The following is a 25,584-nucleotide window of genomic DNA, read 5'->3' on the forward strand; positions in this document are numbered from 1 at the left end:
CGGTCATACGATGGCTCATCCCCGAGCCTCGAGCGGCACGACGTCGCGACGCGGCGCACCGACGTAGAGCTGACGCGGACGGCCGATCTTGTATTCGGGATCGGTGATCATCTCTTCCCACTGCGTGAACCACCCCACCGTGCGCGCGAGCGCGAAGATGCAGGTGAACATCGAAGTCGGGATGCCGATGGCACGCTGCACGATGCCGGAGTAGAAATCCACGTTGGGATAGAGTTTCTTCTCGACGAAGTATTCGTCTTCCAATGCGATCTTCTCCAGCGCCATGGCCAACTTGAAGAGGCGATCGTTCTCCAGACCCAGCTCCTGCAGCACCTCGTGGCAAATCTGGCGCATGAGCTTGGCACGTGGGTCGTAGTTCTTGTAGACGCGGTGACCGAATCCCATGAGCTTGAAGGGGTCGTTCTTGTCCTTGGCGCGCTCGATGTACTCACCCACGCGAGAGACGTCGCCGATCTCCTCGAGCATGCGCAGACAGGCCTCGTTGGCGCCGCCATGCGCCGGGCCCCACAGGCAGGCGATGCCGGCAGAGATGCAGGCGAAGGGATTCGCCCCCGAGGAACCGGCCAGACGCACCGTGGAGGTGGAGGCGTTCTGCTCGTGGTCGGCGTGCAGGGTGAAGATGACGTCCATCGCGCGCACGAGCACCGGATTGGGCTCGTACTTCTCGCAGGGCGTACCGAACATCATGTGGAGGAAATTGGCCGCATAGCCAAGATCATTGCGCGGATACATGAAAGGCTGGCCCACGTTGTATTTGTAGGCCATCGCCACGATGGTGGGCATCTTGGCCACCAGCCGGACGAAGGAAACGGTGCGATGCTCGGCGTCGCTGAAGTCGAGCACGTCGTGATAGAAGGCCGAAAGGGCTCCGACCACGCCGACCATCACCGCCATGGGGTGGGCGTCGCGACGAAAACCGGTGAAGAAACGGTTCATCTGGTCGTGCAGCATGTTGTGACGCCGCACACGGTTGTCGAAATCGTCGAGCTCGGCCTTGGTGGGCAGCTCGCCGTTGCGCAGCAGATAGGCGACTTCGATGAAGGAACACTGTTCGGCCAACTGCTCGATGGGATAGCCGCGGTAGAGAAGTTCCCCCTTTTCTCCATCGATGTAGGTGATGGAAGAGCGACAGCTCGCCGTGGAGAGAAAACCGGGGTCGTAGGTGAAATGCCCGGTTTCGCTGCCGAGCTTGCGGATGTCGATCACGTCGTTGCCGAGCGTGCCCGAGAGAATGGGATAGTGATATTCCTTGCCGTCGATGACGAGCGTCGCTTTACGTTCCGTGCTCATGCTTTTTCTCCTTCGTTTTCGAGGGTTCCGAACCCCTCCTCACCCGTCAGGCGCGTGCGCCGGTGCACCCTCACGCCGCGCAGTTTTTCGACCATCCCGCTCCAATGCGGCCGAGGGATGGGACGGGTACCATTGACGAGAGCCCACAGTTCGTGGTCTTCCAATGCCAGCAGCTCTTCGAGGATCGCGAGTTCCTCGTCGCCGAGCCGGTCGAACTCGACCTCCAGGAAATCCTGGAAGATGAGGTCGAGTTCGAGCAGGGCCCGCCGACAATGCCAGCGGATCCGTCCCTTGGGGCTCGTCATACCGCACGCGAGACCATCAGCTCCTTGATCTTGCCGATGGCCTTGGTGGGGTTGAGATGCTTGGGACAGACATCGACACAGTTCATGATCGTATGGCAGCGGAAGAGCCGATACGGATCGTTGAGGTTGTCGAGCCGCTGATTCGTGGCCGTGTCGCGCGTATCGGCAATGAAGCGATAGGCGTTCAACAACCCCGCCGGGCCGACGAACTTGTCCGGGTTCCACCAGAACGACGGGCAAGAGGTCGAGCAACACGCGCACAGGATGCATTCATAGACGCCGTTCAACTCCTCGCGCTCCTCGGGCGTCTGCAGCCGTTCGCGCTCGGGCGGAGGATCGTCGTTGATGAGGTACGGCGTGATCGAATGGTACTGCTTGAAGAACTGCGTCATGTCGACGATGAGATCGCGGATCACCGGCAGGCCGGGCAGCGGACGCAGCACGATGGGTTGCGCCAGGCTGTCGATGTCGGTGAGGCAAGCCAGGCCGTTCTTGCCGTTGATGTTCATCGCATCCGACCCGCACACCCCTTCGCGACAGGAGCGGCGGAAGGACAGCGAATCGTCCTTGGCCTTGACGCGCACGAGCGCTTGCAGCAGCTTCTTGTCGGTCGGTTCGAGCTCGACCGAAATGTCTTGCATGTAGGGTTTCTGATCCTTGTCGGGATCGTAGCGATAGATGCGGAATTGCACCACTCGGGTCATGGTCGATTCTCCCGCCGGTCAGTACGTGCGCTTGGCGAGCGCGATGGGTTGGGTGTCGGGGTTGAGCGGCTTGAGATTGACCGGCTTGTACTCGAGCCGGTTGCCGTCGCGGAACCACAGGGTGTGTTTGAGCCACTCCTTGTCGTTGCGCCCGTTGGGGAATTCGGGCGTATCGGGACAATCGTCGCGCACGTGCGCCCCACGGGATTCCTTGCGCGCCGCGGCCGAGATCATCGTCGCTTTGGCCACCTCGATGAGGTTCTCGAGCTCGAGCGCCTCCATGCGCGCCGTGTTCCATACTTTGGAATGGTCGCGGATGGCCGTGCGACGCACGCGTTCCTCGACCGCGAGGATTTTCTGCACCCCTTCCTCGAGCTTGTCCTTGAAGCGGAAGACGCCCGCGTGGTTTTGCATCGTGCGCTGCAGCTCGAGCAGCACATCGGCCACCGGCTCGCCTTCTTTCTGGTTCTCGAGGCGCGCCAGGCGCGCGAGGCTCACCTCGGCCGCATCCTTGGGCAGCTCGCGCAAAGTCAGGTTGCCGCTCTTGATGTCGGCCACCGCCGTCTCGGCCGAGGCCTTGCCGAAGACGAGCAGATCGAGCAGCGAGTTGGTGCCCAGACGGTTAGCACCGTGCACCGAAGCGCAGGCGCACTCGCCGGCGGCGTAGAGCCCGGGCACCGGCGCGTTGGGATCGCCGTTCTTGGGCATCACCACCTGACCACGATAGTTGGTCGGAATGCCGCCCATCATGTAGTGGCAGGTGGGCACGACCGGGATCGGCTCCTTGATCGGATCGACCCCGGCGAACTGGATGGCGATCTCGCGGATGCCCGGCAGCCGCTTCATGATGATCTCGGGCGAGAGGTGCGTGATGTCGAGCAGGACGTAGTCCTTGTTCGGCCCACAGCCGCGCCCCTCGTTGATCTCGGTGACCATGGCACGAGCAACGACGTCGCGCGAGGCCAGATCCTTGAGGTTGGGCGCGTAGCGCTCCATGAAGCGCTCGCCGTTGCAATTGCGCAGAATGCCGCCCTCGCCGCGCACCCCTTCGGTAATGAGCACGCCCGCACCGGCAACGCCCGTGGGGTGGAATTGCCAGAACTCCATGTCTTCGAGCGGAATGCCGGCGCGCGCGGCCATCCCCAGACCGTCGCCGGTATTGATGAAGGCGTTGGTCGAGGAATGATAGATGCGCCCCGCCCCGCCGGTGGCGAAGATGGTGGCCTTGGCGTGGAAGATCGCCACTTCGCCCGTCTCGAGTTCGAGCGCCGTGACGCCGAGCACGTGCCCCTCGCTGTCGCGGATGAGATCGAGCGCCATCCATTCGACGAAGAAGTGGGTACGCGCGCGCACGTTGCGCTGGTAGAGCGCATGCAGCATCGCGTGCCCGGTGCGGTCGGCCGCGGCACAGGAGCGCATCACGGGCGCCTCACCGTAGTTCATCGAATGCCCGCCGAAGGGACGCTGATAGATCTTGCCCTCGTCGGTACGGTCGAACGGCATGCCATAGTGCTCGAGCTCGATCACGACCTCGTTGGCCTTGCGCACCATGAACTCGATCGCGTCCTGGTCACCCAGCCAATCGGACCCCTTGACGGTGTCGTACATGTGCCAGTGCCAGTGATCGGGCGTGGAGTTGCCCAGCGAGGCGGCCACCCCCCCCTGCGCCGCCACGGTGTGCGAGCGCGTGGGGAACACCTTGGTGAGCACCGCCGTGCGCAACCCCGCCTCGGCCAGTTGCAGCGCCGCGCGCAGGCCGGCGCCACCGGCGCCGACGATCACGGCATCGAAGGTATGCTTCGCGACTTTCACGGTCAGAGTCTCCACAGGATTTTGGCCGCCCAGCCGGCGTAGCCGACGAGCAGGAAGAGCGTGACGAGATGCAACGCCAGGCGCAGGCCCAGCGGCTTGATGTAGTCCATCCAGATGTCGCGCACGCCGACCCACGCGTGATAGGCAAGCGACATGAAGAAGAGGAAGGTGAGGAAGCGCATCAGCCCGCCCGAGAAAAGTGCCGACCAGTGTTCATGGTCCATCTTGGGCAGGGTTAGCGCCGAGAAGGCAAAAATGATGGTATAGAGCGCCATGTAAGCACCGGTGGCGCGCTGACCGAGCCAATCGCGCAGGCCGTAGCCGGCGCCGACGACGAGACGTTTCACCATAGCCAGACTCCCAGGATCACGGTGAGCGTGAGGCTGACGATCAGCACCAGCCGCGCGCTCTGGCGCGCCTGCTCGAGCTCGATGCCCTTGTGCAGATCGAGCAGCAGGAAGCGGATGCCGGCGCAGAAATGGTGCAGGTAGGCCCACAGCAGACCGAAGAGGATCAGCTTCACCAGCGGATGGCCGACGATCGCCTTGTACGTGGCGAACGTCTCGGGTGAAGACACGCTCAAGTCGAACAGATACAACAAAAACGGCAACAGCAGGAACAACCCGGCCCCGCTGATCCGATGCAGGATCGAGACGATCCCCGGCAACGGCAGCCGAATTTCCCGCAGGTCGAGAAACTTGGGCCGCGCCTTTCGTGCCACGCTTGCTTCGCTCATCGCGCTTGCTCCCTTGGTCACACATACGCGCCCGCCCCGGCGGACGCACCCTCGAAAAAACGGCGCTCGCCGACCCGACTCAGGTCAGCTCGTTGTGGTAATGGTATTGCGTGGTGAGATAGCGCCCACGGCGCCATTCCACCGGCCGATCATTGTAAGTATACGTCACGCGCTCCACCGATAAAAGCGGCGTTCCCTCCTTCACGCCCAGCGTCTCGGCGGCCATGCGGTCGGCGGCCACGGCGCGGATGCGCTCCTCGGCCCGCAGCATGCGCACGCCGAAGCGCGTCTCGAAGAAACTGTAGAGCGAACCCTTCCACTCTTTGAGCGTGTCGAGCGTGAGCCCCTCGAATACTTCGCCAGGGAGATAGATTTCGTCGAGCACCACCGGTTTGCCCGAAAATTTCAATACCCGCCTGAGGATGATGATCGGATCGCCCACGGGAATCTGCAGCACGCGGGCCGCTTCTTGTCCCGCCTTGGCGCGCCAGCAGTCGAGCGGCACGCTCTGCGGCTGGGTCAGGCTGCCGTCGTCGGGTACGAGCCGCAGGAAACGGAAGAACTGGCGCGGATCGTGGTGAGAGACCACGAAGGTTCCTTTGCCCTGCTTGCGCTCGAGCACGTTCTCCGCGGCCAATTCGTCGACGGCCTTGCGCACGGTTCCTTGAGAAACGCCGAAACGAGCCGCCAGCTCCTGCTCGCTGGGGATGGCCTCGCCCGGTCGCCATTCGCCGGATTCCAGCGCCTGGACGATCAACGATTTGATCTGCCGATACAACGGACTGAAGGAGGGTGCATTCGAAGCCATGTTTGCTATTTCAGCACAAAAAAGATAGGACGTCTACCATGTCTACCGTCTTATATAAGATATAAGACATGGATTGACAAGCTGCGATCACCCGACTAGGATTCAAAGGTTATCGTTCACCATGGAGAACACCGATGAGCAAAGCCCCCGTTCGCGTCGCCGTCACCGGCGCCGCCGGTCAGATCGGCTACAGCCTGTTGTTCCGCATCGCCAGCGGCGAAATGCTGGGGAAAGACCAGCCCGTCATCCTGCAGCTGCTCGACCTGCCCCAGGCGCAAAAAGCGGTCAAGGGCGTGATGATGGAACTCGAAGACTGCGCCTTTCCGCTGCTCGCCGGCATGATCGCCACCGACGACCCCAACGTCGCGTTCAAGGATGCCCAAATCGCCCTGCTCGTGGGCGCACGCCCGCGCGGGCCCGGCATGGAGCGCAAGGACCTGCTCTCCGAAAACGCGAAAATCTTCACCGTGCAGGGCAAGGCGATCGCCGAACACGCCAATCCCGACTGCAAGGTGCTGGTGGTCGGCAACCCCTGCAACACCAACGCCTACATCGCGATGAAGACCGCCGAGAAAGTCGGCCGCATCCCCGCGAAAAATTTCACCGCCATGCTGCGGCTGGACCACAACCGGGCGCTCGCCCAGCTGGCGATCAAAACCGGCCGGCCGGTGTCGAGCTTCGAGCACATCGTCGTCTGGGGCAACCACTCCCCCACCATGTACCCCGACTACCGCTTCTGCACCTCCAACGGCGAGTCGGTCAAGGATCTCATCAACGACGAAACCTGGTACCGCGAAGTCTTCATCCCCACGGTCGGCAAACGCGGCGCCGCCATCATCGAGGCGCGCGGCCTCTCTTCGGCCGCCTCCGCCGCCAACGCCGCCATCGACCACATCCGTGACTGGTGGCTGGGCACGAACGGTCGCTGGGTGACGATGGGCGTGCCTTCTGACGGCTCCTACGGCATTCCCGAAGGCATCATCTTCGGTTTCCCCTGCGTGTGCGAGAACGGGGAATACCGCATCGTCCAGGGCCTGCCGATCGACGATTTCTCCCGCGAGCGCATCCTCGTCACGCTCAATGAGCTCATCGAGGAACGCGAAGGCGTCAAGGACCTCCTCGGCTGAGCCTCCAGAAAACGATCGCTGCGCTCGGGCCTGGCCGACTCCTACGCGAGACGGCACCGCGCCCGATCCTTGATGCGATCGATTCGGGGGGTGTCGAGGCAAACCCGCTGCAAAAGCGGTATCATCGAGGCACGGAGTGCGCATTGCGCTTCCGTGCCTTTTTCCATCCCATCACTACGCCATGACCCGATCCCAATTACTGCGCCCCGCCCAAGTCCTCTTCGAACACGAGCGCGAACTGCCCGACATCCCGGCCGTGGATCACTACGCCGGTAGCGAGAAGTTCATGCGCCGAGCGCTCGCCCTCCAGGTCGACATGGGGCCCATGTTCGACGTCACGCTCGATTGTGAAGACGGCGCACCTGCCGGCAACGAAAAGGCCCACGCGAAGATGTGCGCCGAACTCGTCGTCTCGAGCGAAAACCGCCATGGCCGTGTCGGCGTGCGCATCCACGACCTCACGCACCCGCATTGGTTGCGCGATCTGGAGACCATTCTGCCAATCGCCGCGTCTCGCCTCGCCTACCTCACCGTGCCCAAGGTGCGTTCAGCGCGCGACGTGCGCATCGTACGCGAGGCGATGCGCTCGCTCCTGCCGCCCGGCACTCGCCCCCCGCCGCTGCACGTACTCATCGAAACGCCGGAAGCCTTGGCCGAGGTCACGCGCATTGCCCGTGAACCGGGCGTGGAATGCCTCGACTTCGGCCTGATGGATTTCGTCTCCTCGCACCGCGGCGCCATCGCAGCGGAAGCGATGCGCTCGCCGACGCAATTCGAACACCCCTTGATCCGGCGCGCCAAGGCCGAGATCTCGGCCGCCGCCCACGCCGCGGCCATCGTGCCGGCGCACAACGTGTGCACCGAGCTCGAAGATACTTCCCTGGTTTATGCCGACGCGCATCGTGCCCGCACTGAATTCGCCTTCCTGCGCATGTGGAGCATCCATCCCAACCAGATCCGCCCCATCCTCGAAGCGATGCAACCCAGCGCCGCGGAGATCGAAGACGCGGTGCGCATCCTCGGCTCAGCCCAGGACGCCGCCTGGGGCCCGATCCGCGATCGAGGCCGGCTTCACGATCGCGCTTCCTACCGCTATTATTGGTCGGTGCTGCAACGCGCCCGTCGCACCGGCATCGCGCTCGCCAACGACGTCCTGCATCGCTTTTTTGGACCCGACTCGTGAACCGCCCATCTTTTTTTGCGCAACGGCGCTTTCCACGCTGGATCATTCCCCTGCTCCTGTCGCTGCCGGTGGCCGGAGCCAACGCACAATCCTCCTATCCTGCGCTTTCCGAGGACGAATTCCGCGCCTGTCTGGAACGCCTCGCCCCCGAGGCCGAGCAACGCGGCATCCCAGCCGACCGGTTCCTCTCCCTCATCGCCGATCTCAGCCCCGACCCGAGCGTAATCGCCCGCCTAGACCGCCAGCCCGAGTTCGTCACCCCCATATGGCAGTATCTCGCCAATCTCGTCGACGCTCGGCGCATCCAAACGGCCCAGGAAAAGCTGCGCGAGAACGAAGGCTTGCTGCGCTACGTCGAAGCCACTTATGACGTCGACGCCGAGCTCATCGTCGCCTTCTGGGCGGTGGAGAGCAATTTCGGACAGAATCTCGGCCGCGACGACCTGCTGCAATCGCTCGCCACCCTGTCGTGCTTCGGCAGGCGCCAGAGCTACTTTCGCTCTGAATTCCTCACGGTGGTCAATATCCTCGAGCGCGGCGACACGGGGCAGACGCGGCTGCGCGGTTCCTGGGCCGGGGCCTTCGGGCAGACGCAATTCATGCCCAGCACCTTCGAGCGCTATGCCGTCGATTTCGATGGTGACGGCAAGCGTGACCTCTATCGTTCCCTGCCCGACATTTTCGCTTCCACCGCCAATTTCCTGAAACAAGCCGGCTGGCGACGCGGAGAACCCTGGGCGATCGAAGTCGTACTGCCGCCCACGTTCGATGCCAAACTCGCCGGACGTACGAAAAAACGCCCGACGAACGAATGGTTCGCCATGGGGCTTTCCCGTGCCGATGGCAAACCCTGGCCGCGCACCTTGCCGGAAAAAGCCGCGCTGCTTCTGCCTGCTGGCCGGCAAGGCCCGGCGCTGCTGGCTTTTCCCAACTACGACGCGATCTTCCGCTACAACGCGGCCGAATCCTATGCCTTGGCGATCGGGCTCCTCTACGATGCACTCAAAGACCCCATGAAGGCCGCCCGGTTCGACCCCAAGCAACCTTTCGTCCAACCTTGGCCCACCGACGACCCCCCGCTCACCCGGTCCGAGACCATGGAGCTACAAGAGCGCCTCTCTGCTCTAGGGTACGATCCAGGAGTCATCGACGGTGTGGCCGGCACGCAAACGCGCGAAGCCCTCACTCGTTTCCAGCAAGAGTGCGGCAATCAGGCATTCGAGGCCGATGGCTGGCCCGGCACGAAGGCGCTCGAGCAAGTACGGCAATTCGAAGGGGGATGCGAGCAAACGCGCTGAGCCGACGCTCCTCGCCGAATAACACCAAAAAAAAGAAGCCACCCTGTTCGGGTGGCTTCCCTGCTGCCAGGCGGTCCAACGTCCCGCCGCGGCGGGGCAGACGTCAGGCTTTCTGAATGTTCGACGCTTGCTTGCCTTTCGGCCCTTGCGTGACTTCGAAGCTGACTTTCTCGCCTTCCTTCAGGGTTTTGAAGCCCGGCATGTTGATCGCGGAGAAATGCGCGAACAGATCCTCACCGCCGTCATCGGGGGTGATGAAGCCGAACCCTTTGGAATCGTTGAACCACTTGACAGTACCAGTTGCCATGATGAAGCTTCCTTCGTTACTACTTTATTGAAACGGGCCGGATGACCCACGGTGTGCCGAGCAGGAATCGCGAATCTCCGCAAGCGGTGAAGACGATGCGCGCTTCGAACACTGTCGCTACAATACGCGCCTTTTACGCGGGCGTCAATACATTTTTCTCCATGCGCACAATTTTTTTACGTCAGCGCGCGCAGCAGCTTCACGGTGGCGAAACCGCCTGCCGTTGCCAGGAGCGATCCGCCCAGGTGCAACACCATGGCGACGAGCGCAAGCGCGAATCGTCCGTGTTGCATCAAGGCGAAGACTTCGGCGCTGAACGTAGAGAAGGTGGTCAGGCCGCCACACAACCCCGTGGTGACGAACAGACGCCATTCCAAAGGAATTTCCGGCCAGGTCGAGAACACCGCGATCGCCGCCCCGATCACGAACCCACCGATCAGGTTCGCCGCGAGCGTCCCCGGCGGCAGTTCGGGAAACCAGGTATTGAGCCGCACGCCCAGCTGCCAGCGCAGCAAAGCCCCCAAGGCCGCACCCACGGCGATCGCCGCCGCTTGCGCCAGCACGCTCCCACCGTTCATCATGTTCTCCTGATGCCACAGCCTTGATCTTGCCGCTCGTCGAGAGCCCCTGTTATCATCCCCTGCATGAGACTCACCCCTGCCCAAATCGAACGCATCCGCTCCCTCGTGACCGAACTCGCCGGAGCTCAGGCCACCGTACGGCTCTTCGGCTCCCGACTCGATGACTCAGCCCGCGGCGGCGATGTCGACCTGCTCATCGAAGTCGTGGAACCGGTTGACGAACCGGCCCTACTCGCCGCCCGCATCGCAGGCCGAGTAAGCCGCCTGCTCGACGGCCGCAAGGTAGACGTCGTGCTCGCCGCGCCGAACCTGAAAGAGCTCCCGATCCATCACGTCGCCCGCCGCGAAGGAATCGTCCTGTGATCGCCGATCGCCGCGCCGCCGAACGCTTGCAGCAGTTGCTACAACTGGCCGAGCGCGAGCTCGCCCATCTTCTCCTCACCGACCAGCGCCTCTTTTCCAAACCCTTTACCACCGCCAGGGCACTGCAGCTGGAAACGGATCCCGACCTCGCCGAACGCGTCGATGCGTTCGTCGCCCGCTTCGGGCGCTTGCAAGATACGCTGGGCGACAAAGCCCTGCCGGCCTATCTGGTCGCGCACGGAGAGCGCATCGCCACCTTCATCGACAACCTCGACCGCGCCGAACGGCTCGGTCTGATCCGCGATGCCCAACAGTGGATGGACATCCGCAAATTGCGCAATCTCATGATTCACGAATACGTCGAGGATCCGGCGATGCTCGCCTCCGCGCTGCAAGCCGCCCACGACTTCGTGGCTGAACTCGCCGCCGTGGTCGAGCGTTTGCGCTCGGCCACTTTCTAATCCCCGCCATCCTTCTCCCGCCGCCGCCAACGCCGGCGCAGCGGCGCGCCCTCACCAGCGGCGGAGTGGATTTCGGCCATGCGGCGCAGCTGCGCCGCCACGGCCTCGTTGACCGTGCGTGGCCGGCCGGTGGGAATACGTCCGTCGGGCGCACCGGCGGGCATACCGGTGAGCAAGGCCATCGCCTCGTCTACCGTATCTACCGCCCAGATTGCGAATTTCCCTGCCCGTACGGCTTCGACCACTTCCTCGCGCAGCATCAGGTGGCGCACGTTGCCCCGAGGGATGATCACTCCTTGCTCGCCGGTCAGCCCCCGGCGAGCGCACAGAGTAAAAAACCCCTCGATCTTCTCGTTCACCCCGCCGATCACCTGGACTTCGCCGAACTGATTGACCGAACCGGTCACCGCCATTCCCTGCGCGAGCGGCAGGCCGGAGATGGCCGACAGCAATGCACACAGCTCGGCGAGCGAGGCCGAATCGCCCTCGACGAACGCATAGGATTGCTCCATCACCAGGCTCGCCGACAGCGACAGCGGCTGATGGCGTCCGAAGCGCCCGGCAAGAAAAGACGCGAGGATCATCACCCCCTTGGAGTGAATGGCGCCGCCGAGCTCAGTCTCGCGCTCGATGTCGACCACCTCACCCTCGCCGCCCAGGCGCACCGTGGCGGTGATGCGCACCGGATAGCCGTAGCTTTGATGCGCGACGTCGACCACCACCAGGCCATTGATCTGCCCGGCGCGCGCGCCCTCGGTGGAAATGAGGAGCTCCCCCTCGAGCATCGCCTCGATCGTCTCCTCGGCGTGACGGGCAAGGCGACGCTCACGCGCCGCCACCGCCGCGCGCACGGCTTCCACCCCGATCTCCTGCGCTGCGTCGGCATGCGACAGGGCGTCCGCCTCTCGCAGCAGATCCACCAGAGTTCGCGTGCGCAAGGTGAGGCGATGGGCATGCTCGGCCTCGCGGGCGGCCTGATCGAGCACTGCCGCGAGCGCCGCGGCCGACGGCGGGCGCAAGGCATTCTCGCGCGCCAGATGCACCAACAATCGCGCCAGATCCGCCTCGGTTTCGGGCGTGCGCGGCACGTCGTCGGCCGCTTCGGCCGGAATCTTGAAGAGATCCTGGAAATCGTCGTCCAGATCGAACAAGATATGAAAAGTGTCGGCCGAGCCGATGAGCACCACTTTGAGCGGACAATCGATCGGCTCGGGCTCCAGCATGCGTACGCTGCCCCAACCGGCCGCCTCCGGAGGCGGTTCGATGCGCACCTCGCGCCGCTGCAGAGCGCGCTTCAAGGCGTCCCACGCCGCCGGCTGTGCCAGCAGCCGCTCGGCATCGAGCAGAAGAAAACCGCCCCGCGCGCGCACGAGCGCCCCGGCACGGATCAACTGGAAATGCGTGATGCGCTCACCGAGCTGCTGCAGCGTCTCGACCCAACCCACGAGATTGGCGTAGCTCGGGTTGTCTTCGAACACCACCGGGGCGCCCTCACCGGCCTCGTGCGCCACCAGCACGTGGATCTGGTAACGGATGAGTGGAGAGAATGCGGCATTGCGCCCGCCCTCTTCGTCGTCCTCCAGCCACTCGCGCTCACCATCGAGGATGTCGCGCTCGATTTCGTCGAGCAGGCCGATCACCGCGGACAAACCGGCGTACTTCTCCCGCAACGGGGTGAGCAAGTGTCGCACCACCGGCTCGAGCGCCTCCCGTTCCGCCCGCCGGATCGATGCATAGAGCGCCTCACGCCAGGCGGGAAATTCGTCGAGCACCTCGAGCAAACGCTGGCGCCAGCGCTCCACCGCCTGCTCGATGCGCGCCTTCTCCTTGGCCGAGAGGGTCTCGTAGTGCTCGGGCGCGAGCGGCTCGCCCGCCTCGTCCACCGGGACGAAGGCCCAGCCATCGCCGGTCTGCAGCAGTTTGAGCCGATCCTCTGCGCACGCCTGCACGATCGCTTCGAGCGCCCGGCTCTCGCGCTCCTTGTGCGCCGATTCCAGCGCATCGATCCGCTCCTGATGGGCTTTCGCCTCGAAGGCCGCGTTTACCGCCGGCTCGAGCTGGCGCGTGAAATTCTGCAGGTCGTCGGCGAGCCTACGCGCCGTGCCCGCGGGAAGTTTCAGCAGGCGCGGCCGTTGCGGATCGGAGAAATCGTAACGATAGGCGAGATCTTCCGGCGCCGGCAGGCGGCGAGCCGCCTCCCCGATGTGGTGCAAGGCGATCGCGTGCCGCCCCGTGCCCGGCAGGCCGAAGAGAAACACGTGATAGCCGCCCACGTGATTCATCGCCAGAGCAAAGCGCAGCGCCTCCTCGGCCCGCTCCTGCCCCAGTCCCACGGGCACCGCCTCGCCCGGCTCGGCCAGCACCGCCGCGATCGCGGCCGGATCCGTTACCCGGCGTAAAGACTGCGCCGGCAAGCGATGATGCGCCCGCCGCATTTCCCCTGCGAATTCGTCCATCGCGCGCCGTCAGTCCGCGAGCGGTTCGATGCGCAGCCGCGTAACGGCTCCCTGCACCGCCGACAGCGCCTCGATCGCCGCGATCGCCCGGTTCATCGCCGCTTCGCTCGCCTCGTGCGTGGTCATCACGATCTCCGCCCGGCCACCCTCCGGCGCTTTCTGGATCATGGCCGCGATGGAGATTTCCTCGGCGGCGAGCACGCGCGTGATCTCGGCGAGCACCCCCGGGCGATCGGTCACCGCGAGCCGCAGATAAGAGGCGGTACGGCATTCCGCGATCGGCAGCGCCGCCACTTCGTGCACCTGGTCCGGCTGAAAAGCCAGGTGAGGCACCCGATTCCCCGAATCGACCGTGTGCAGCCGCGTGACGTCGACCAGGTCGGCGATCACCGCGCTCGCCGTGGGCTCCGCCCCCGCCCCCTTGCCGTAGAACATCGTCTGCCCCACCGCGTCGCCCTTGACCAGAACCGCGTTCATGGCGCCATGGACATTGGCGAGCAGATGATCGGCCGGCACCAGCGTGGGATGTACCCTCAGCTCGAACCCGCCGTCGCGACGCTTGGCGATCCCCAGCAGTTTCAGGCGATAGCCGAGTTCCTCGGCATAGGCTACGTCGCGCGGCTCGATCCGGGTGATCCCCTCCACATAGGCGCGCTCGAACTGGATCGGCACGCCGAAGGCGATCGAGGCCATGAGCGTGACCTTGTGCGCCGCGTCGATCCCTTCCACGTCGAACGTGGGATCGGCCTCGGCATAGCCGAGCTGCTGCGCCTCGGTGAGCGCCTGGGCAAAAGTCACGCCGCGCTCACGCATCTGCGTGAGGATGTAATTGGTCGTGCCGTTGATGATGCCGGCCACCCATTCGATGCGGTTGGCCGTGAGCCCCTCGCGCAGCGCCTTGATGATGGGGATGCCGCCGGCCACCGCCGCCTCGAACGCCACCATCACCCCTTTCTCCTGGGCCCGAGCGAAGATCTCGTTGCCGTGCACGGCGAGCAGCGCCTTGTTGGCGGTCACCACGTGCTTGCCCGCCTCGATTGCGGCGAGCACCAGGTCCTTGGCGATGGTATAGCCGCCGATGAGTTCGACCACGATGTCGATGTCCAGCGCGCGCACCACCGCGAAGGCGTCATCCGTCACCTCCGCCGCCCCGGCGGTGAGCGCCCGGGCACGTTCCACGTCGCGATCGGCCACCCTCGTGATGCGGATCGGCCGCCCGGCACGACGCGTGATCTCTTCGGCATTGCGTTGCAACACGCGCCACGTTCCGCCACCGACGGTCCCGATTCCCAACAGCCCTACCTGCATCGCCTTCATCGTCATTTGTCATCGATCCTTTTTCGCTGAACCCATCACCACCTGATGCCGTCGCCGGTAGCGCTCCAAAAACCGCTCGATGCGCCCGATCGACTCGTGCAGATCATCGACGTGCGGCAGGAACACCATGCGGAAATGATCCGGCTGCGGCCAGTTGAACCCCGTGCCCTGCACCAGCAGCACTTTTTCCTCCTCCAGCAGCTGGAGGATGAACTCCTGATCGTCGGCGATCGGATACACCTTCGGGTCCAGCCGCGGGAACATGTAGAGCGTCGCCTTCGCCTTCATCACCGATACACCCGGAATGCGGCTCAAGAGCGCATGCGCCGCATCGCGCTGGCGCGTGAGCCGCCCCTGCGGCGCCACCAGATCCTGGATGCTCTGATACCCTCCCAGGGCCGTCTGGATCGCCATCTGCCCCGGCACGTTCGAGCACAGGCGCATCGAGGCGAGCATGTTGAGCCCCTCGATGTAATCGGCCGCGTGCCGCTTCTCGCCCGAGATCACCATCCACCCGGCGCGATAGCCGCACGCGCGGTAGTTCTTCGAAAGGCCGTTCATCGTGATGAAGAGCACGTCGTCGGCGAGCGCAGCGATCGAAGTGTGCGTGTTGCCGTCGTAGAGCATCTTGTCGTAGATCTCGTCGGCGAACACGATCAGCTGATGCTCGCGCGCGATCTGCACGATGCCCTCCAGGATCTCGCGCGGATAGAGCGCGCCGGTGGGATTGTTCGGGTTGATGACCACGATCGCCTTGGTATGCGGCGAAACTTTCTTGCGGATGTCGGCCAGATCCGGCAGCCAGTCGGACGCCTCATCGCACAGGTAATGCCGCGGCTTGCCGCCGGAGAGGCTCACCGCCGCCGTCCACAACGGATAATCCGGCGCCGGCACCAACACCTCGTCGCCCTGTTCGAGCAGCGCCTGCAGACTCATCACGATGAGCTCGGAGACGCCGTTGCCCAGGATCACGTCCTCCACGTCGACCCCGGCGATGCCTTTCTGCTGCGTATAGTGCACCACCGCCTTGCGCGCCGAGAAAAGCCCTTTCGAATCGGAATAGCCCCCCGCCTCGCGCAGGTTGCGGATCACGTCCACCACGATCTCCTCGGGCGGCTCGAAGCCGAAGGGCGCGAGGTTGCCGATGTTGAGCTTGATGATCTTGTGACCGTCTTCCTCCATCTGCTTGGCACGCGCCAGCACCGGCCCCCGGATGTCGTAGCAGACGTCGTCGAGCTTCGACGATTTCAGGATGGGGCGCAGAGAAGGTAGCGTGGCCTCGACCACCGCCTCCGGCGTCTCTTGCTCCGTCTGCCCCTGCCGTACCGGCACCACGTTCCCGCTGCGCATTCCCATGGTTGCGTCCTCGCACGAAAGCGCCCGCCTTGCCCGGTCGGGCGCGAAACGGTAATCTTAGCCAAAAATTACCGCATTGCGGCAACTTCCCCGGGAAAAACGCATGGAATTGCGCCTCGAACACCCCCAAGACATCCGGCTCGTCACCGCCCACGGCCCCGGCTGGGTCGAGATCGACCGCCAGCGCCACGAAACCAACATCATCCTCACCCCCGAGGCCGTCGCCCCCTGGTTCGCCGGCGGGTTCGACGCGCTCGACGAAACGGCGATCGATGCCCTTTTCTCCTCCCAGCCCGAGCTCGTGCTGATTTCCACCGGCGCCACGCTGCGCCGCCCGCCCGTGCCACTGCTGCGCCACCTCGCCGCCGCGGGCATCGGTTTCGAATTCATGACACTCTCGGCCACCTGCCGCACCTATAATGTCACCGCCAGCGAAGGCCGCCGCGTCGTCGCCGGCCTCATCCTCACCTGATACGGCAGGAGACGATCATGCTCGAACCCGGAACCCTTGCGCCCGACTTCACGCTGCCCGCCACCGGCGGCCAGGAAATCACCCTCTCGGCCCTGCGCGGCCGCCCCGTCGTCCTCTACTTCTACCCCAAGGACAACACCCCCGGCTGCACCAACGAAGCCATCGCCTTTCGCGACCTCTACCCCGAGTTCGCCGCGCTCGGCGCCGTGATCCTGGGCGTGTCGCGCGACAGCGTCAAATCCCATGAGAACTTCAAGGCCAAATACCAGCTCCCCTTCGAGCTCGTCTCGGATACCGACGAGCTCGCCTGCACCGCCTACGACGTCATCAAGAACAAGACGATGTACGGCAAACCCGTGCGCGGCATCGAACGCTCCACCTTCCTCATCGGCCCCGACGGGCGCATCCTCCACCTGTGGCGCGGTGTCAAGGTCGACGGCCACGCCCAGGAAGTACTCGCCGCCCTACGAAAAACCCTGGCCTGATCGCCGCCGAAAGGATCGCCGATGCCTCGACACCGCCCGACCGCCGCCGAGCGCAAGCTCTACGTCATCGACACCAACGTGCTCATGCACGACCCGACGGCGCTCTTTCGCTTCGAGGAACACGACCTCTTCCTTCCCATGATCGCGCTCGAAGAGCTCGACACGCACAAGAAGGGGCTCTCGGAAGTCGCACGCAACGCCCGCCAGGCGAGCCGCGAGCTGGAAGCCATCGTCAGCGGCCGGGACGCCGCGCTCGCCGAAGGGTTCGACCTCGCCGGCCCCTCCGGCGGGCAGGCCACCGGCCGGCTCTACCTCCAGACCGAGGCAATGGAAGCGGAACTCCCCATCAGCCTGCCTCTGTCGCGCGCCGACAACCAGATCCTCGCCGTGGTCAAGGCGCTCGCTCAGCGCTTCGCCCCGCGCCCGGTGATCCTCGTCTCCAAGGACATCAACCTGCGCATCAAGGCCCGCGCACTGGGGCTCGCCGCGCAAGATTACCGCAACGACAAAATCCTCGAAGACACCGACCTCGTCTATCCCGGCGTGCGGGCGCTGCCGCCCGACTTCTGGGAGACGCACGCCAAAGGGCTCGAATCCTGGCGCGACGCCGGCCACGACTGGTACCGCATCCAGGGTCCGATCGTGTCCAAGCTCCTGCTCAACGAATTCGTCTACCTCGAAGGGCCCCAGCCGCTGGAAGCGCGCGTCGTCGCCCTGGAAGGCAAGCGCGCCGTACTGCGCACCCTCACCGACCGCCGCCACGAGAAAAACGCCGTCTGGGGCATCACCGCGCGCAACCGCGAGCAGAACTTCGCCCTCGACCTGCTGCTCGACCCCGAGATCGACTTCGTCACCCTCCTCGGGCAGGCCGGCACCGGCAAGACGCTCCTCACGCTCGCCGCCGCGCTCGCCCAGACCTTCGAGCAGAAGCGCTACACCGAAGTCATCTTCACCCGCACCACCGTGCCCATCGGCGAAGACATCGGATTCCTGCCCGGCACCGAAGAAGAAAAGATGACCCCCTGGATGGGCGCGCTGGAAGACAACCTCGAAGTGCTCCTGGGCGGCACCCACGAAGGCGGCGACTGGGGCCGCGCCACCACCGGGGATCTCGTGCGCAGCAAAGTCAAGGTGAAGAGCCTCAACTTCATGCGCGGACGCACCTTCGTGCGCAAGTTCCTCGTGCTCGACGAGGCGCAAAACCTCACGCCCAAGCAGATGCGCACGCTCATCACCCGCGCCGGCCCCGGCAGCAAGGTGGTATGCATGGGCAACCTCGCCCAGATCGACACCCCCTACCTCACCGAAGGCAGCTCGGGGCTCACCTACGTGGTCGAGCGCATGAAAGGCTGGCCCCACGGCGGTCACGTGCTGCTCGCCCGCGGCGAACGCTCGCGGCTCGCGGATCATGCGGCGGAGGTGCTGTAACAGCAGCCCCACATCCCAATCAGGCCGGATCTCTTCACACTTCACAGGCGAACCGGGCATGTCCCGCCCTGAGAACATTGATCGCGCCGACCAGATCGGCGTGCTCCTCGAAGCCGCATTCGACGCACACGAACTGCGCTTGTGTCCTCCGGTCATCCGCCGATACATGGCCACAGGCCGGGCACGTCCGGCTTGTGTTCTGCGGCGGCACGGCAACTATTCTGACACGGAGGGCTTGTGCCACCCTCGTTTCTCGAGAAGAAACCTTGCAGACACGACCCCTTCCACCTCCTGTGCCCGCGCCACGATACGCACTTTCGTCCCCACCGGCACCCGTTCGAAGATCTCGGCCACGTCGGCATTACGCATGCGGATGCAGCCGTGCGAGCCGGGGACGCCCATGGGCACAGTATCCGGCGCACCATGAATGTAGATGTAGCGGCGCATCGTATCGACTTCACCCAAACGGTTGAATCCACGCTCCTCGCCGCACAGCCACAAAATGCGGGTCAAGATCCAGTCCCGGTCGGGATGCGCCGCCGCCAGTTCCGGCGTCCAGATCTCGCCCGTCGGGCGGCGCCCGACGAACACCGCTCCCAAGGGCGCCCCCGCGCCGATTTTCGCGCGAATCCGGTGCCACCCCAGCGGAGTCTGCAGGCTGCCCCGACGCTGGCCCGCGCCGCGCGCCGCCGTCGACACCGGATAACTCGCCAGCACTACCCCATCATCCACACACCATAGCCGTTGCGCATCGAGCGCCACGATCAGCAACACCCTCGCTCCTTTTTGCGTATAAGGCGCCGTTCGGCGAAGAAGGCTCGCAGCAACGCCCCGCACGCCTCGGCAGCCACGCCGCCACGCACCGTCGTATGATGATTGAGCCGCCGCTCACGAAACGGATCGATCACGCTCCCCGCCGCCCCCGTCTTCGGGTCGTGCGCGCCAAAAATCACGCCTGCCAGCCGTGCGTGCAGCATCGCCCCGACGCACATCAGACAAGGCTCCAGCGTCACGTAGAGCACGCAGCCCGGCAGCCGATAGTTGTCGAGCCGCTGGGCCGCCTCGCGCAAGGCCACGATCTCGGCGTGCGCCGTCGGATCCCGGCTCGAAATCGGTCGGTTGAAGCCGCGCCCGATCACCTCGCCCTCGCGTACCACCACTGCCCCTACCGGCACTTCGCCCGCAGCCCACGCCTTGCCGGCCTCCGCGAGCGCGAGCGCCATGAAGCGCTCGTCGAGCGTATCACCTTCTTGCAACGCACACCACCTCTCGTGCCACCCGGAAGCGGCAAGTCTACCCTAGGGCAGAGTCTTCCCGGATAGAATGACGGCACGGGAGGAGACGATCATGGTCGGCGAAGAAAGCGCGTTGTTTCAACCAGTGGGGCGCTGGTGCTCGGGTACGGTCCACGCCTGCCCGCCCCAGACCACAGTCGACGTTGCCGCACGCAAAATGCAGGCGCTCGGCATCTCCAGCCTGGTCGTGGCCGAAACCCCCGAACGACCCCTCGGCATCCTCACCGACCGAGATCTCCGCAACCGCGTGGTCGCGGAAAACCTCCTACCTTCCACGCTCACCGTGGACCGGATAATGAGCACCCCCTTGGTCACGGTGGGCGAAGCCGAGCCGCTGCACCGCGCCCTCTACCTCATGGCGCGTCATCGCATCCACCGGCTCGGCGTCACCGACGCCGATGGGAACCTCGTCGGCATCCTCAGTCAGACCGACCTGCTGCGCCTGCAACGCCACTCGCCCCACCAACTCGCGCTCGACATCGAACACGCGGAAGATTTCGCTTCCCTCGCCACCCTACAACGCGAACTACAGCGCCTCGTCGAGGTCCTCGCCCGCGCCGGCACCCCCATCCGCGAGCTCGTCGAAGTGATCGCCTATCTCGAAGACGCGATCGCCCGCCGCGTCTTCGAACTCACCCTGCCCGACCTCGCCCTACAGCATCGGCTCGCCTTCCTCGCCCTGGGCAGCCAGGGACGCGGTGAGCAAACGCTCGCCACCGACCAAGACAACGCCTTCGTCCAGGCCGACGACTGCAGCCCCGAAGAACTCGCCGCCATTGCCGCTTTCGGCGAAACGCTCACTCAACGCCTCCTCGACATCGGCATCCCCCCTTGCCCGGGCGGCATCATGACGCGCAATCCGCAATGGCGGCGTACACAACAGGAATGGTGCGCGCTCATCCGCAACTGGCTGAGCGTCCCCACGCCCGCCAACTTGATGAACGCCAGCATGCTCGCCGACCTCAAGCCGCTCGCGGGCAACGCCGCGCTCGCCACCCCGCTGCGTCAGACCTACTATGAACACGTCCGCACCGATCCCATCGCACTCGCACGTATGGCACAAAACTCAATACGCTTCAGGGTACCGTTGGGATGGTTTGGCCGGATCAAAGCCAATGCCCCCGAAGAAGGGGCGATCGACCTGAAAAAAGCCGGCATCTTCGCCATCACCGACGGGGTGCGAATCCTCGCCATCGAATACCAAGCGCTCGAGGGCAACACGTTCAATCGACTCGAGCGGCTCGCTGCGCTCGACGTAATCCCGAGTGCCGAATCGCGCGAACTCGCCGCCGCTTTCGCCTTCCTCTGCCGACTACGACTGCGCGCCCAACTCGATCACCTCGCCGCCGGACACCCCCCACGCAACACCCTTCCCCTCTCTGCGCTCGGACGACTCGAGCGCGCCGAGCTTCGCAGCGCCCTGGAAACGGTCGAACGCCTCCAGAAACTACTCAAAATGCATTACAGGCTCGACCTTCTCCGCAACTGAAAAAACGCGCCGTAAGCGCTTGTCCACAAGGCGATATCCCCCGCATCTGATGCATTTATCATACTAAATGTTGTGTTCGCAAAACCTCTTTGATACTATATTTTTTACAACCAATTGATTTTATTGAATTTTATTTTTTTGCGTTTACACCATTTCTGGGCTATAGTTCGCTCCAACGAAACGCCCAGGAGCCTTCCGATGAGCCAAGAAAAAACCACGACCAAACCCACCATCGACAACCTCCCGCCGCAGGAGATCTCCACGGAGGTCCTCCTGGAAAAATATGCCAAAGGCGATGAACGCACTGTCTCCGACGTGCGCCGGCGCGTCGCCCGGGCGCTCGCCGCGGTGGAAAAGGAAGAAGAACGCCCCGCCTGGGAAAAGAAATTCCTCTGGGCGCAAGAACACGGATTCATCCCCGCCGGGCGCATCAACAGCGCCGCTGGCACCCAGCTGCAGGCCACGCTGATCAACTGCTTCGTCCAGCCGGTGGGCGACTCCGTCACCGAATCGGTCGACGGCTACCCCGGCATCTACACGGCGCTCGCCCAATCGGCCGAAACCATGCGCCGCGGCGGCGGCGTCGGCTACGACTTCTCCCGCATCCGCCCGCACGGCGCGCTCGTGCGCGGCACCCAGTCGAACGCCTCCGGGCCCGTCTCCTACATGCGCGTCTTCGATCGCTCCTGTGAAACAGTGGAATCGGCCGGCGCGCGGCGCGGCGCACAGATGGGCGTGCTGCGCTGCGACCACCCCGACATCGAAACCTTCATCCACGCCAAGGACCAGGGCGATCTGTCGAACTTCAACATCTCCGTGGCGGTCACCGACGCCTTCATGCGCGCGGTCGAAGCCGACGAGATGGTCGAACTCGTGCACAAGGCCGAGCCCGGCCCCGAAATCAAGGCCGCCGGCGCCTACCAGCGCGAAGACAAACTCTGGGTCTATCGCAAGGTACGCGCGCGCGAGCTCTGGGACCAGATCATGCGCTCGACCTACGACCACGCCGAACCAGGCGTGCTCTTCATCGACCGCATCAACCAGGACAACAACCTCTATTACTGCGAAACGATCGAGGCCACCAATCCTTGTGTCACCGCCGATACCTGGGTGATGACGAGCGAAGGCGCGCGCCAGGTGCACGAACTCATCGGCCGCCCCTTCCTCGCCGTAGTCGACGGCAAGACCTATCCCACCGAATCGGCCGGATTCTTCCCCACCGGCATCAAACCCGTGTTCCGTCTGGAGACCGAAGAAGGGCATCAGCTCCGCCTGACCGCCGACCATCCCGTACGCCGCGTCACACGCAAGACGCGCGAGCGCCTGCAGACCGAATGGGTCAAGGCCGGAGAACTCGCCCCGGGCGATCGGATCGTGCTGCACGATCACCGCCGTCTGCCAGGCTGGAAGGGCGAAGGCAGTTTCGACGAAGGGTACCTCCTCGGGCTGCTCGTGGGCGACGGCGTACTCAAAACGGACAAGGCCGTCCTCAGCGTCTGGGATCCCGCGCTGCGGCTCACCGCCAACGGCGAAGCCCTTCCGTCCGTCGGCGCGGCCGGCATCCTGCAAGCCGCCGAGACCGCGGCGCGCGCCCTGCCACACCGGGCCGATTTTCAAGGCTGGCAACGCCCCATCCTTGGGCGTGGCGAATTCCGCCTCGCCTCCGGCGCCCTGCGCCGTCTCGCCCTCGAACTCGGCATGACCCCGGGCAACAAATGCCTCACCGCTGCCGTGGAGCGCCGCTCCAGCGACTTCTACCGCGGTCTGCTGCGCGGTCTCTTCGACGCCGACGGCTCGGTGCAGGGCTCGCAGGACAAAGGCGTGAGCATCCGCCTGACCCAAACCGACGAAGAACGGCTGCGCACCGTCCAGCGCATGCTGCTGCGCCTGGGCATCGCCTCGCGCCTGTATCGCAACCGCCGCCCGGCCGGCCTGCGGGTCCTGCCCGACGGTCGGGGCAGCGAGCGGGCCTACGACACCCAGGCCCTTCACGAACTCATCATCAGCGGTGACAACGTCGCCCGCTTCGCCGAATCCATCGGCTTTGCCGACACGGAAAAAGCCGCACGGCTGCAGTCCCTGCTCGATGCCTATGTGCGCACGCCCAATCGCGAGCGCTTCACCGCCACCGTCCACCGTCTCGTCCCGGAGGGTGAAGAGCCCGTGTTCGACGTCACGGTGGCCGAGGTCCACGCCTTCGATGCGAACGGCCTCTACGTTCATAACTGCGCGGAGCAACCCCTTCCCCCCTACGGTTGCTGCGATCTCGGTTCGATCAACCTGACGCGCTTCGTGCGTGACCCCTTCACCGACGAAGCACGCTTCGATTTCGAGGCCTTCGGCAAAGTGATCGACGTGGCCGTGCGCATGCTCGACAACGTCCTCGACGTAACCCACTGGCCTCTGCCCGAGCAACAGCGTGAAGCCATGAGCAAGCGGCGCGTCGGGCTCGGGTTCACCGGACTGGGCGACGCCCTCATCATGCTCGGCAAGCGCTACGACGCCGAAGAAGCGCGCCTCACCGCCTCCGAGATCTCGCGCTACATGCGCGACCGGGCCTACGCCGCCTCGGTGGAACTCGCCAAGGAACGCGGCGCCTTCCCCCTCTTCAACCCCGACCTCTACCTCACCGGCGGCAACTTCGCCTCGCGTCTGCCTGCCGACCTCAAGGCGCTCATCCGCAAGCACGGCATCCGCAACTCGCACCTGCTCTCCATCGCCCCCACCGGCACCATCTCTCTCGCCTTTGCCGACAACGCGAGCAACGGCATCGAGCCGCCCTTCTCCTACACCTATACCCGGCGCAAGCGCATGGCCGACGGCACCTTCAAGGAATACAGCGTCGAAGACCACGCCTGGCGGCTCTACAAGCACCTGGGCGGCGACGTGGAGCACCTGCCGCCCGCCTTCGTCACCGCGCTCGAGATCTCGGCCAAGGCCCACGCCGCCATGGTCGCGGCGGTCGCCCCCTACATCGACACCTCCATCTCCAAGACCGTCAACGTCGCCGAAGACTACCCCTACGACGACTTCCAGGACCTCTACACCTTCGCCTGGAAATCCGGCCTCAAGGGGCTGGCCACCTACCGCCCCAACAACGTCGTCGGCGCCATCCTCACGGTCGAACCCCCCAAAGAAAAAACGCCCGAGACGAGCGAACTCGAATTCACCGACGCCAACCGGCGCCTGTCCATCCAGAAACTACCCGCACCGGTCCTCTCCAGCCTGCGCTGGCCCGGGCGGCCGAAACTGCCCGACGGCAACCCAGCCTGGACCTACATGCTCGAAACTCCGGAAGGCGAATTCGCCCTCTTCGTCGGCCACATCGACCAGAACGGACACGGCGCCTTCCCCTTCGAAGTCTGGGTCAATGGCGCCGACCAACCCCGCGGCCTCGGCGCGGTCGCCAAGACGCTCTCCATGGATATGCGCGCCAACGACCGCGGCTGGCTGCAGCTCAAACTCGAAGAGCTCGCCAAGGTCGTGGGCGAGAAATCCTTCGACATGCCCTTCCCGCCGCATGGCGAACCCAAGCGCTTCCCCAGCGTCGTCTCCGCTTTCGGTCAGGTGGTACGCTACCGCTGCGAGCGGCTCGGCGCCTTCGAGCACCTCGGCGACACCCCCGTGCTCGACAGCCTCTTCAGCCGCCACGAACCCAAGACCGGCACGGAAGGCACGCTCTCCTGGACGGTGGACATCCAGAACCCGACCACGGGCGACGATTTCATCCTGGGCCTGAAAGAGATCACCCTGCCCTCGCCCGACGGCGCCGGCCCCATGACCCGACCCTACGCCATGTGGCTCGCCGGCCATTATCCGCGCTCGCTCGACGGTCTCACCCGGATCCTGTCGCTCGACATGCGCGTCATCGACCCGGCCTGGATCGGCATGAAGCTGCGCAAGCTCCTCAACTACCCCGAGCCCCTGGGCGACTTCATGGCCTTCGTGCCGGGCGATCGCCGCCAGCAGAACTTCCCCAGCACCGTGGCCTACCTCGCCCGCCTCATCATCCACCGCTACGCCATGCTCGGTATCCTGGATGAACGAGGATTCCCCATCCGCGAAATGGGCCTGCTGGAAGCACCGCGCGACGAGCGCGATCCCAAGCTCATGCAAGGCGCGCGCTGCAACGAATGCGGCAACTACGCCGTGATCCGCAAAGACGGCTGCGACTTCTGCACCGCCTGCGGTGCGGTCGGCACCTGCGGCTGACCTCCGCCGCGTCGCGGAAAACGAAACGCCCGGTTAGACGCCGGGCGTTTTTTCATCCGTAGAAGCCGAAGAAGCGCA

General features: G+C 64.7%; 24 protein-coding genes and 1 pseudogene. 10 read left to right on the forward strand and 15 right to left on the reverse strand.

Annotation, left to right across the window (positions count from 1 at the left end):
- Window positions 1-15: 15 nt before the first annotated feature.
- The 7 genes from gltA to EPD81_RS00095 form a co-directional block, all read right to left on the reverse strand.
- On the reverse strand, window positions 16-1,311 hold the full coding sequence (gene gltA, locus EPD81_RS00065; protein ID WP_142803430.1) for a citrate synthase: 1,296 nt from the start codon (window positions 1,309-1,311) through the stop codon (window positions 16-18).
- Window positions 1,308-1,616, reverse strand: coding sequence for a succinate dehydrogenase assembly factor 2 (locus EPD81_RS00070; protein WP_142803431.1), 309 nt, complete (start codon window positions 1,614-1,616; stop codon window positions 1,308-1,310). Before EPD81_RS00070 ends, gltA begins: the two co-directional genes overlap by 4 nt.
- Window positions 1,613-2,320 carry a succinate dehydrogenase iron-sulfur subunit gene (locus EPD81_RS00075; protein WP_142803432.1) on the reverse strand — a complete coding sequence of 236 codons (708 nt, stop codon included), beginning with the start codon at window positions 2,318-2,320 and terminating at the stop codon, window positions 1,613-1,615. The genes EPD81_RS00070 and EPD81_RS00075 overlap by 4 nt, the downstream gene beginning before the upstream one ends.
- A gap of 18 nt (window positions 2,321-2,338) precedes the next feature.
- Window positions 2,339-4,132: a succinate dehydrogenase flavoprotein subunit gene (gene sdhA, locus EPD81_RS00080; RefSeq protein WP_142803433.1), complete on the reverse strand. Its 1,794-nt coding sequence runs from the start codon at window positions 4,130-4,132 to the stop codon at window positions 2,339-2,341.
- 2 nt (window positions 4,133-4,134) lie between these two features.
- Complete coding sequence (gene sdhD / locus EPD81_RS00085; protein WP_142803434.1) at window positions 4,135-4,482, reverse strand: succinate dehydrogenase, hydrophobic membrane anchor protein; 348 nt, start codon at window positions 4,480-4,482, stop codon at window positions 4,135-4,137.
- Entirely contained in the window at window positions 4,476-4,868 is a 393-nt protein-coding gene (gene sdhC, locus EPD81_RS00090) for a succinate dehydrogenase, cytochrome b556 subunit (RefSeq protein WP_142803435.1), read from the reverse strand. The genes sdhD and sdhC overlap by 7 nt, the downstream gene beginning before the upstream one ends.
- Before the next feature lie 79 nt (window positions 4,869-4,947).
- A complete protein-coding gene (locus tag EPD81_RS00095; protein ID WP_142803436.1) occupies window positions 4,948-5,676 on the reverse strand; it encodes a GntR family transcriptional regulator in 729 nt (242 codons plus the stop codon).
- 134 nt (window positions 5,677-5,810) lie between these two features.
- Between EPD81_RS00095 and EPD81_RS00100 the strand changes: the two genes are divergently transcribed.
- The 3 genes from EPD81_RS00100 to EPD81_RS00110 all read left to right on the forward strand — a co-directional run bounded on the left by EPD81_RS00100 (window position 5,811) and on the right by EPD81_RS00110 (window position 9,284).
- Window positions 5,811-6,803 (forward strand): malate dehydrogenase, encoded by a 993-nt coding sequence (locus EPD81_RS00100; protein WP_142803437.1) that lies wholly within the window; start codon window positions 5,811-5,813, stop codon window positions 6,801-6,803.
- Window positions 6,804-6,984: 181 nt separating this feature from the next.
- Entirely contained in the window at window positions 6,985-7,986 is a 1,002-nt protein-coding gene (locus EPD81_RS00105) for a CoA ester lyase (RefSeq protein WP_142803438.1), read from the forward strand.
- A complete protein-coding gene (locus tag EPD81_RS00110; RefSeq protein ID WP_206673312.1) occupies window positions 7,983-9,284 on the forward strand; it encodes a lytic murein transglycosylase in 1,302 nt (433 codons plus the stop codon). Before EPD81_RS00105 ends, EPD81_RS00110 begins: the two co-directional genes overlap by 4 nt.
- A gap of 103 nt (window positions 9,285-9,387) precedes the next feature.
- On the opposite strand, the gene EPD81_RS00115 is transcribed toward EPD81_RS00110, so the two are convergent.
- Together EPD81_RS00115 and crcB are read right to left on the reverse strand one after the other, a co-directional pair.
- The gene (locus EPD81_RS00115; RefSeq protein ID WP_028874475.1) at window positions 9,388-9,591 is read right to left on the reverse strand and encodes a cold-shock protein; all 204 of its coding nucleotides are present in this window, start codon (window positions 9,589-9,591) and stop codon (window positions 9,388-9,390) included.
- A gap of 176 nt (window positions 9,592-9,767) precedes the next feature.
- Window positions 9,768-10,172 carry a fluoride efflux transporter CrcB gene (crcB, locus tag EPD81_RS00120; protein ID WP_235933698.1) on the reverse strand — a complete coding sequence of 135 codons (405 nt, stop codon included), beginning with the start codon at window positions 10,170-10,172 and terminating at the stop codon, window positions 9,768-9,770.
- Window positions 10,173-10,235: 63 nt separating this feature from the next.
- Between crcB and EPD81_RS00125 the strand changes: the two genes are divergently transcribed.
- Both EPD81_RS00125 and EPD81_RS00130 read left to right on the forward strand, forming a co-directional pair.
- Complete coding sequence (locus tag EPD81_RS00125; protein ID WP_142803439.1) at window positions 10,236-10,535, forward strand: nucleotidyltransferase domain-containing protein; 300 nt, start codon at window positions 10,236-10,238, stop codon at window positions 10,533-10,535.
- Window positions 10,532-10,996 (forward strand): hypothetical protein, encoded by a 465-nt coding sequence (locus tag EPD81_RS00130; RefSeq protein WP_142803440.1) that lies wholly within the window; start codon window positions 10,532-10,534, stop codon window positions 10,994-10,996. The genes EPD81_RS00125 and EPD81_RS00130 overlap by 4 nt, the downstream gene beginning before the upstream one ends.
- On the opposite strand, the gene EPD81_RS00135 is transcribed toward EPD81_RS00130, so the two are convergent.
- From EPD81_RS00135 to EPD81_RS00145, 3 genes are read right to left on the reverse strand one after another with little or no spacing between them, the layout of a single operon-like run.
- On the reverse strand, window positions 10,993-13,452 hold the full coding sequence (locus EPD81_RS00135) for a Lon protease family protein (protein WP_142803441.1): 2,460 nt from the start codon (window positions 13,450-13,452) through the stop codon (window positions 10,993-10,995). The two genes, EPD81_RS00130 and EPD81_RS00135, sit on opposite strands and share 4 nt — an antisense overlap.
- Before the next feature lie 9 nt (window positions 13,453-13,461).
- Window positions 13,462-14,769, reverse strand: coding sequence for a homoserine dehydrogenase (locus EPD81_RS00140; RefSeq protein ID WP_142804201.1), 1,308 nt, complete (start codon window positions 14,767-14,769; stop codon window positions 13,462-13,464).
- A 9-nt stretch (window positions 14,770-14,778) separates the two neighbouring features.
- Window positions 14,779-16,032: a pyridoxal phosphate-dependent aminotransferase gene (locus EPD81_RS00145; protein ID WP_185955351.1), complete on the reverse strand. Its 1,254-nt coding sequence runs from the start codon at window positions 16,030-16,032 to the stop codon at window positions 14,779-14,781.
- Window positions 16,033-16,228: 196 nt separating this feature from the next.
- Here EPD81_RS00145 and EPD81_RS00150 point away from each other — a divergent pair, with 196 nt between their 5' ends.
- The 3 genes from EPD81_RS00150 to EPD81_RS00160 are packed head-to-tail and all read left to right on the forward strand — an operon-like array spanning window position 16,229 to window position 18,510.
- Window positions 16,229-16,597: an Mth938-like domain-containing protein gene (locus EPD81_RS00150; protein ID WP_142803442.1), complete on the forward strand. Its 369-nt coding sequence runs from the start codon at window positions 16,229-16,231 to the stop codon at window positions 16,595-16,597.
- A 17-nt stretch (window positions 16,598-16,614) separates the two neighbouring features.
- On the forward strand, window positions 16,615-17,082 hold the full coding sequence (locus tag EPD81_RS00155; protein WP_142803443.1) for a peroxiredoxin: 468 nt from the start codon (window positions 16,615-16,617) through the stop codon (window positions 17,080-17,082).
- A gap of 21 nt (window positions 17,083-17,103) precedes the next feature.
- On the forward strand, window positions 17,104-18,510 hold the full coding sequence (locus EPD81_RS00160; protein WP_142803444.1) for a PhoH family protein: 1,407 nt from the start codon (window positions 17,104-17,106) through the stop codon (window positions 18,508-18,510).
- A 34-nt stretch (window positions 18,511-18,544) separates the two neighbouring features.
- Here the strand turns inward: EPD81_RS00160 and EPD81_RS10925 are convergent.
- The 3 genes and pseudogenes from EPD81_RS10925 to tadA form a co-directional block, all read right to left on the reverse strand.
- Window positions 18,545-18,730: pseudogene (locus tag EPD81_RS10925) on the reverse strand (zinc ribbon domain-containing protein); the annotation flags it as partial.
- Window positions 18,727-19,275 (reverse strand): L,D-transpeptidase family protein, encoded by a 549-nt coding sequence (locus EPD81_RS00170; RefSeq protein WP_370456494.1) that lies wholly within the window; start codon window positions 19,273-19,275, stop codon window positions 18,727-18,729. The pseudogene EPD81_RS10925 and the gene EPD81_RS00170, both read right to left, overlap by 4 nt.
- Window positions 19,275-19,766, reverse strand: coding sequence for a tRNA adenosine(34) deaminase TadA (gene tadA / locus EPD81_RS00175; RefSeq protein WP_221929140.1), 492 nt, complete (start codon window positions 19,764-19,766; stop codon window positions 19,275-19,277). The genes EPD81_RS00170 and tadA overlap by 1 nt, the downstream gene beginning before the upstream one ends.
- A 91-nt stretch (window positions 19,767-19,857) precedes the next feature.
- On the opposite strand from tadA, the gene EPD81_RS00180 reads away from it, so the two are divergent.
- Window positions 19,858-21,294: a putative nucleotidyltransferase substrate binding domain-containing protein gene (locus EPD81_RS00180; RefSeq protein WP_185955309.1), complete on the forward strand. Its 1,437-nt coding sequence runs from the start codon at window positions 19,858-19,860 to the stop codon at window positions 21,292-21,294.
- Between the two features lie 198 nt (window positions 21,295-21,492).
- Window positions 21,493-25,506: an LAGLIDADG family homing endonuclease gene (locus EPD81_RS00185; RefSeq protein WP_142803447.1), complete on the forward strand. Its 4,014-nt coding sequence runs from the start codon at window positions 21,493-21,495 to the stop codon at window positions 25,504-25,506.
- Window positions 25,507-25,584: the final 78 nt, after the last annotated feature.

The organism is Tepidiphilus sp. J10, from assembly GCF_006980785.1.
GTDB lineage: Bacteria > Pseudomonadota > Gammaproteobacteria > Burkholderiales > Rhodocyclaceae > Tepidiphilus > Tepidiphilus olei.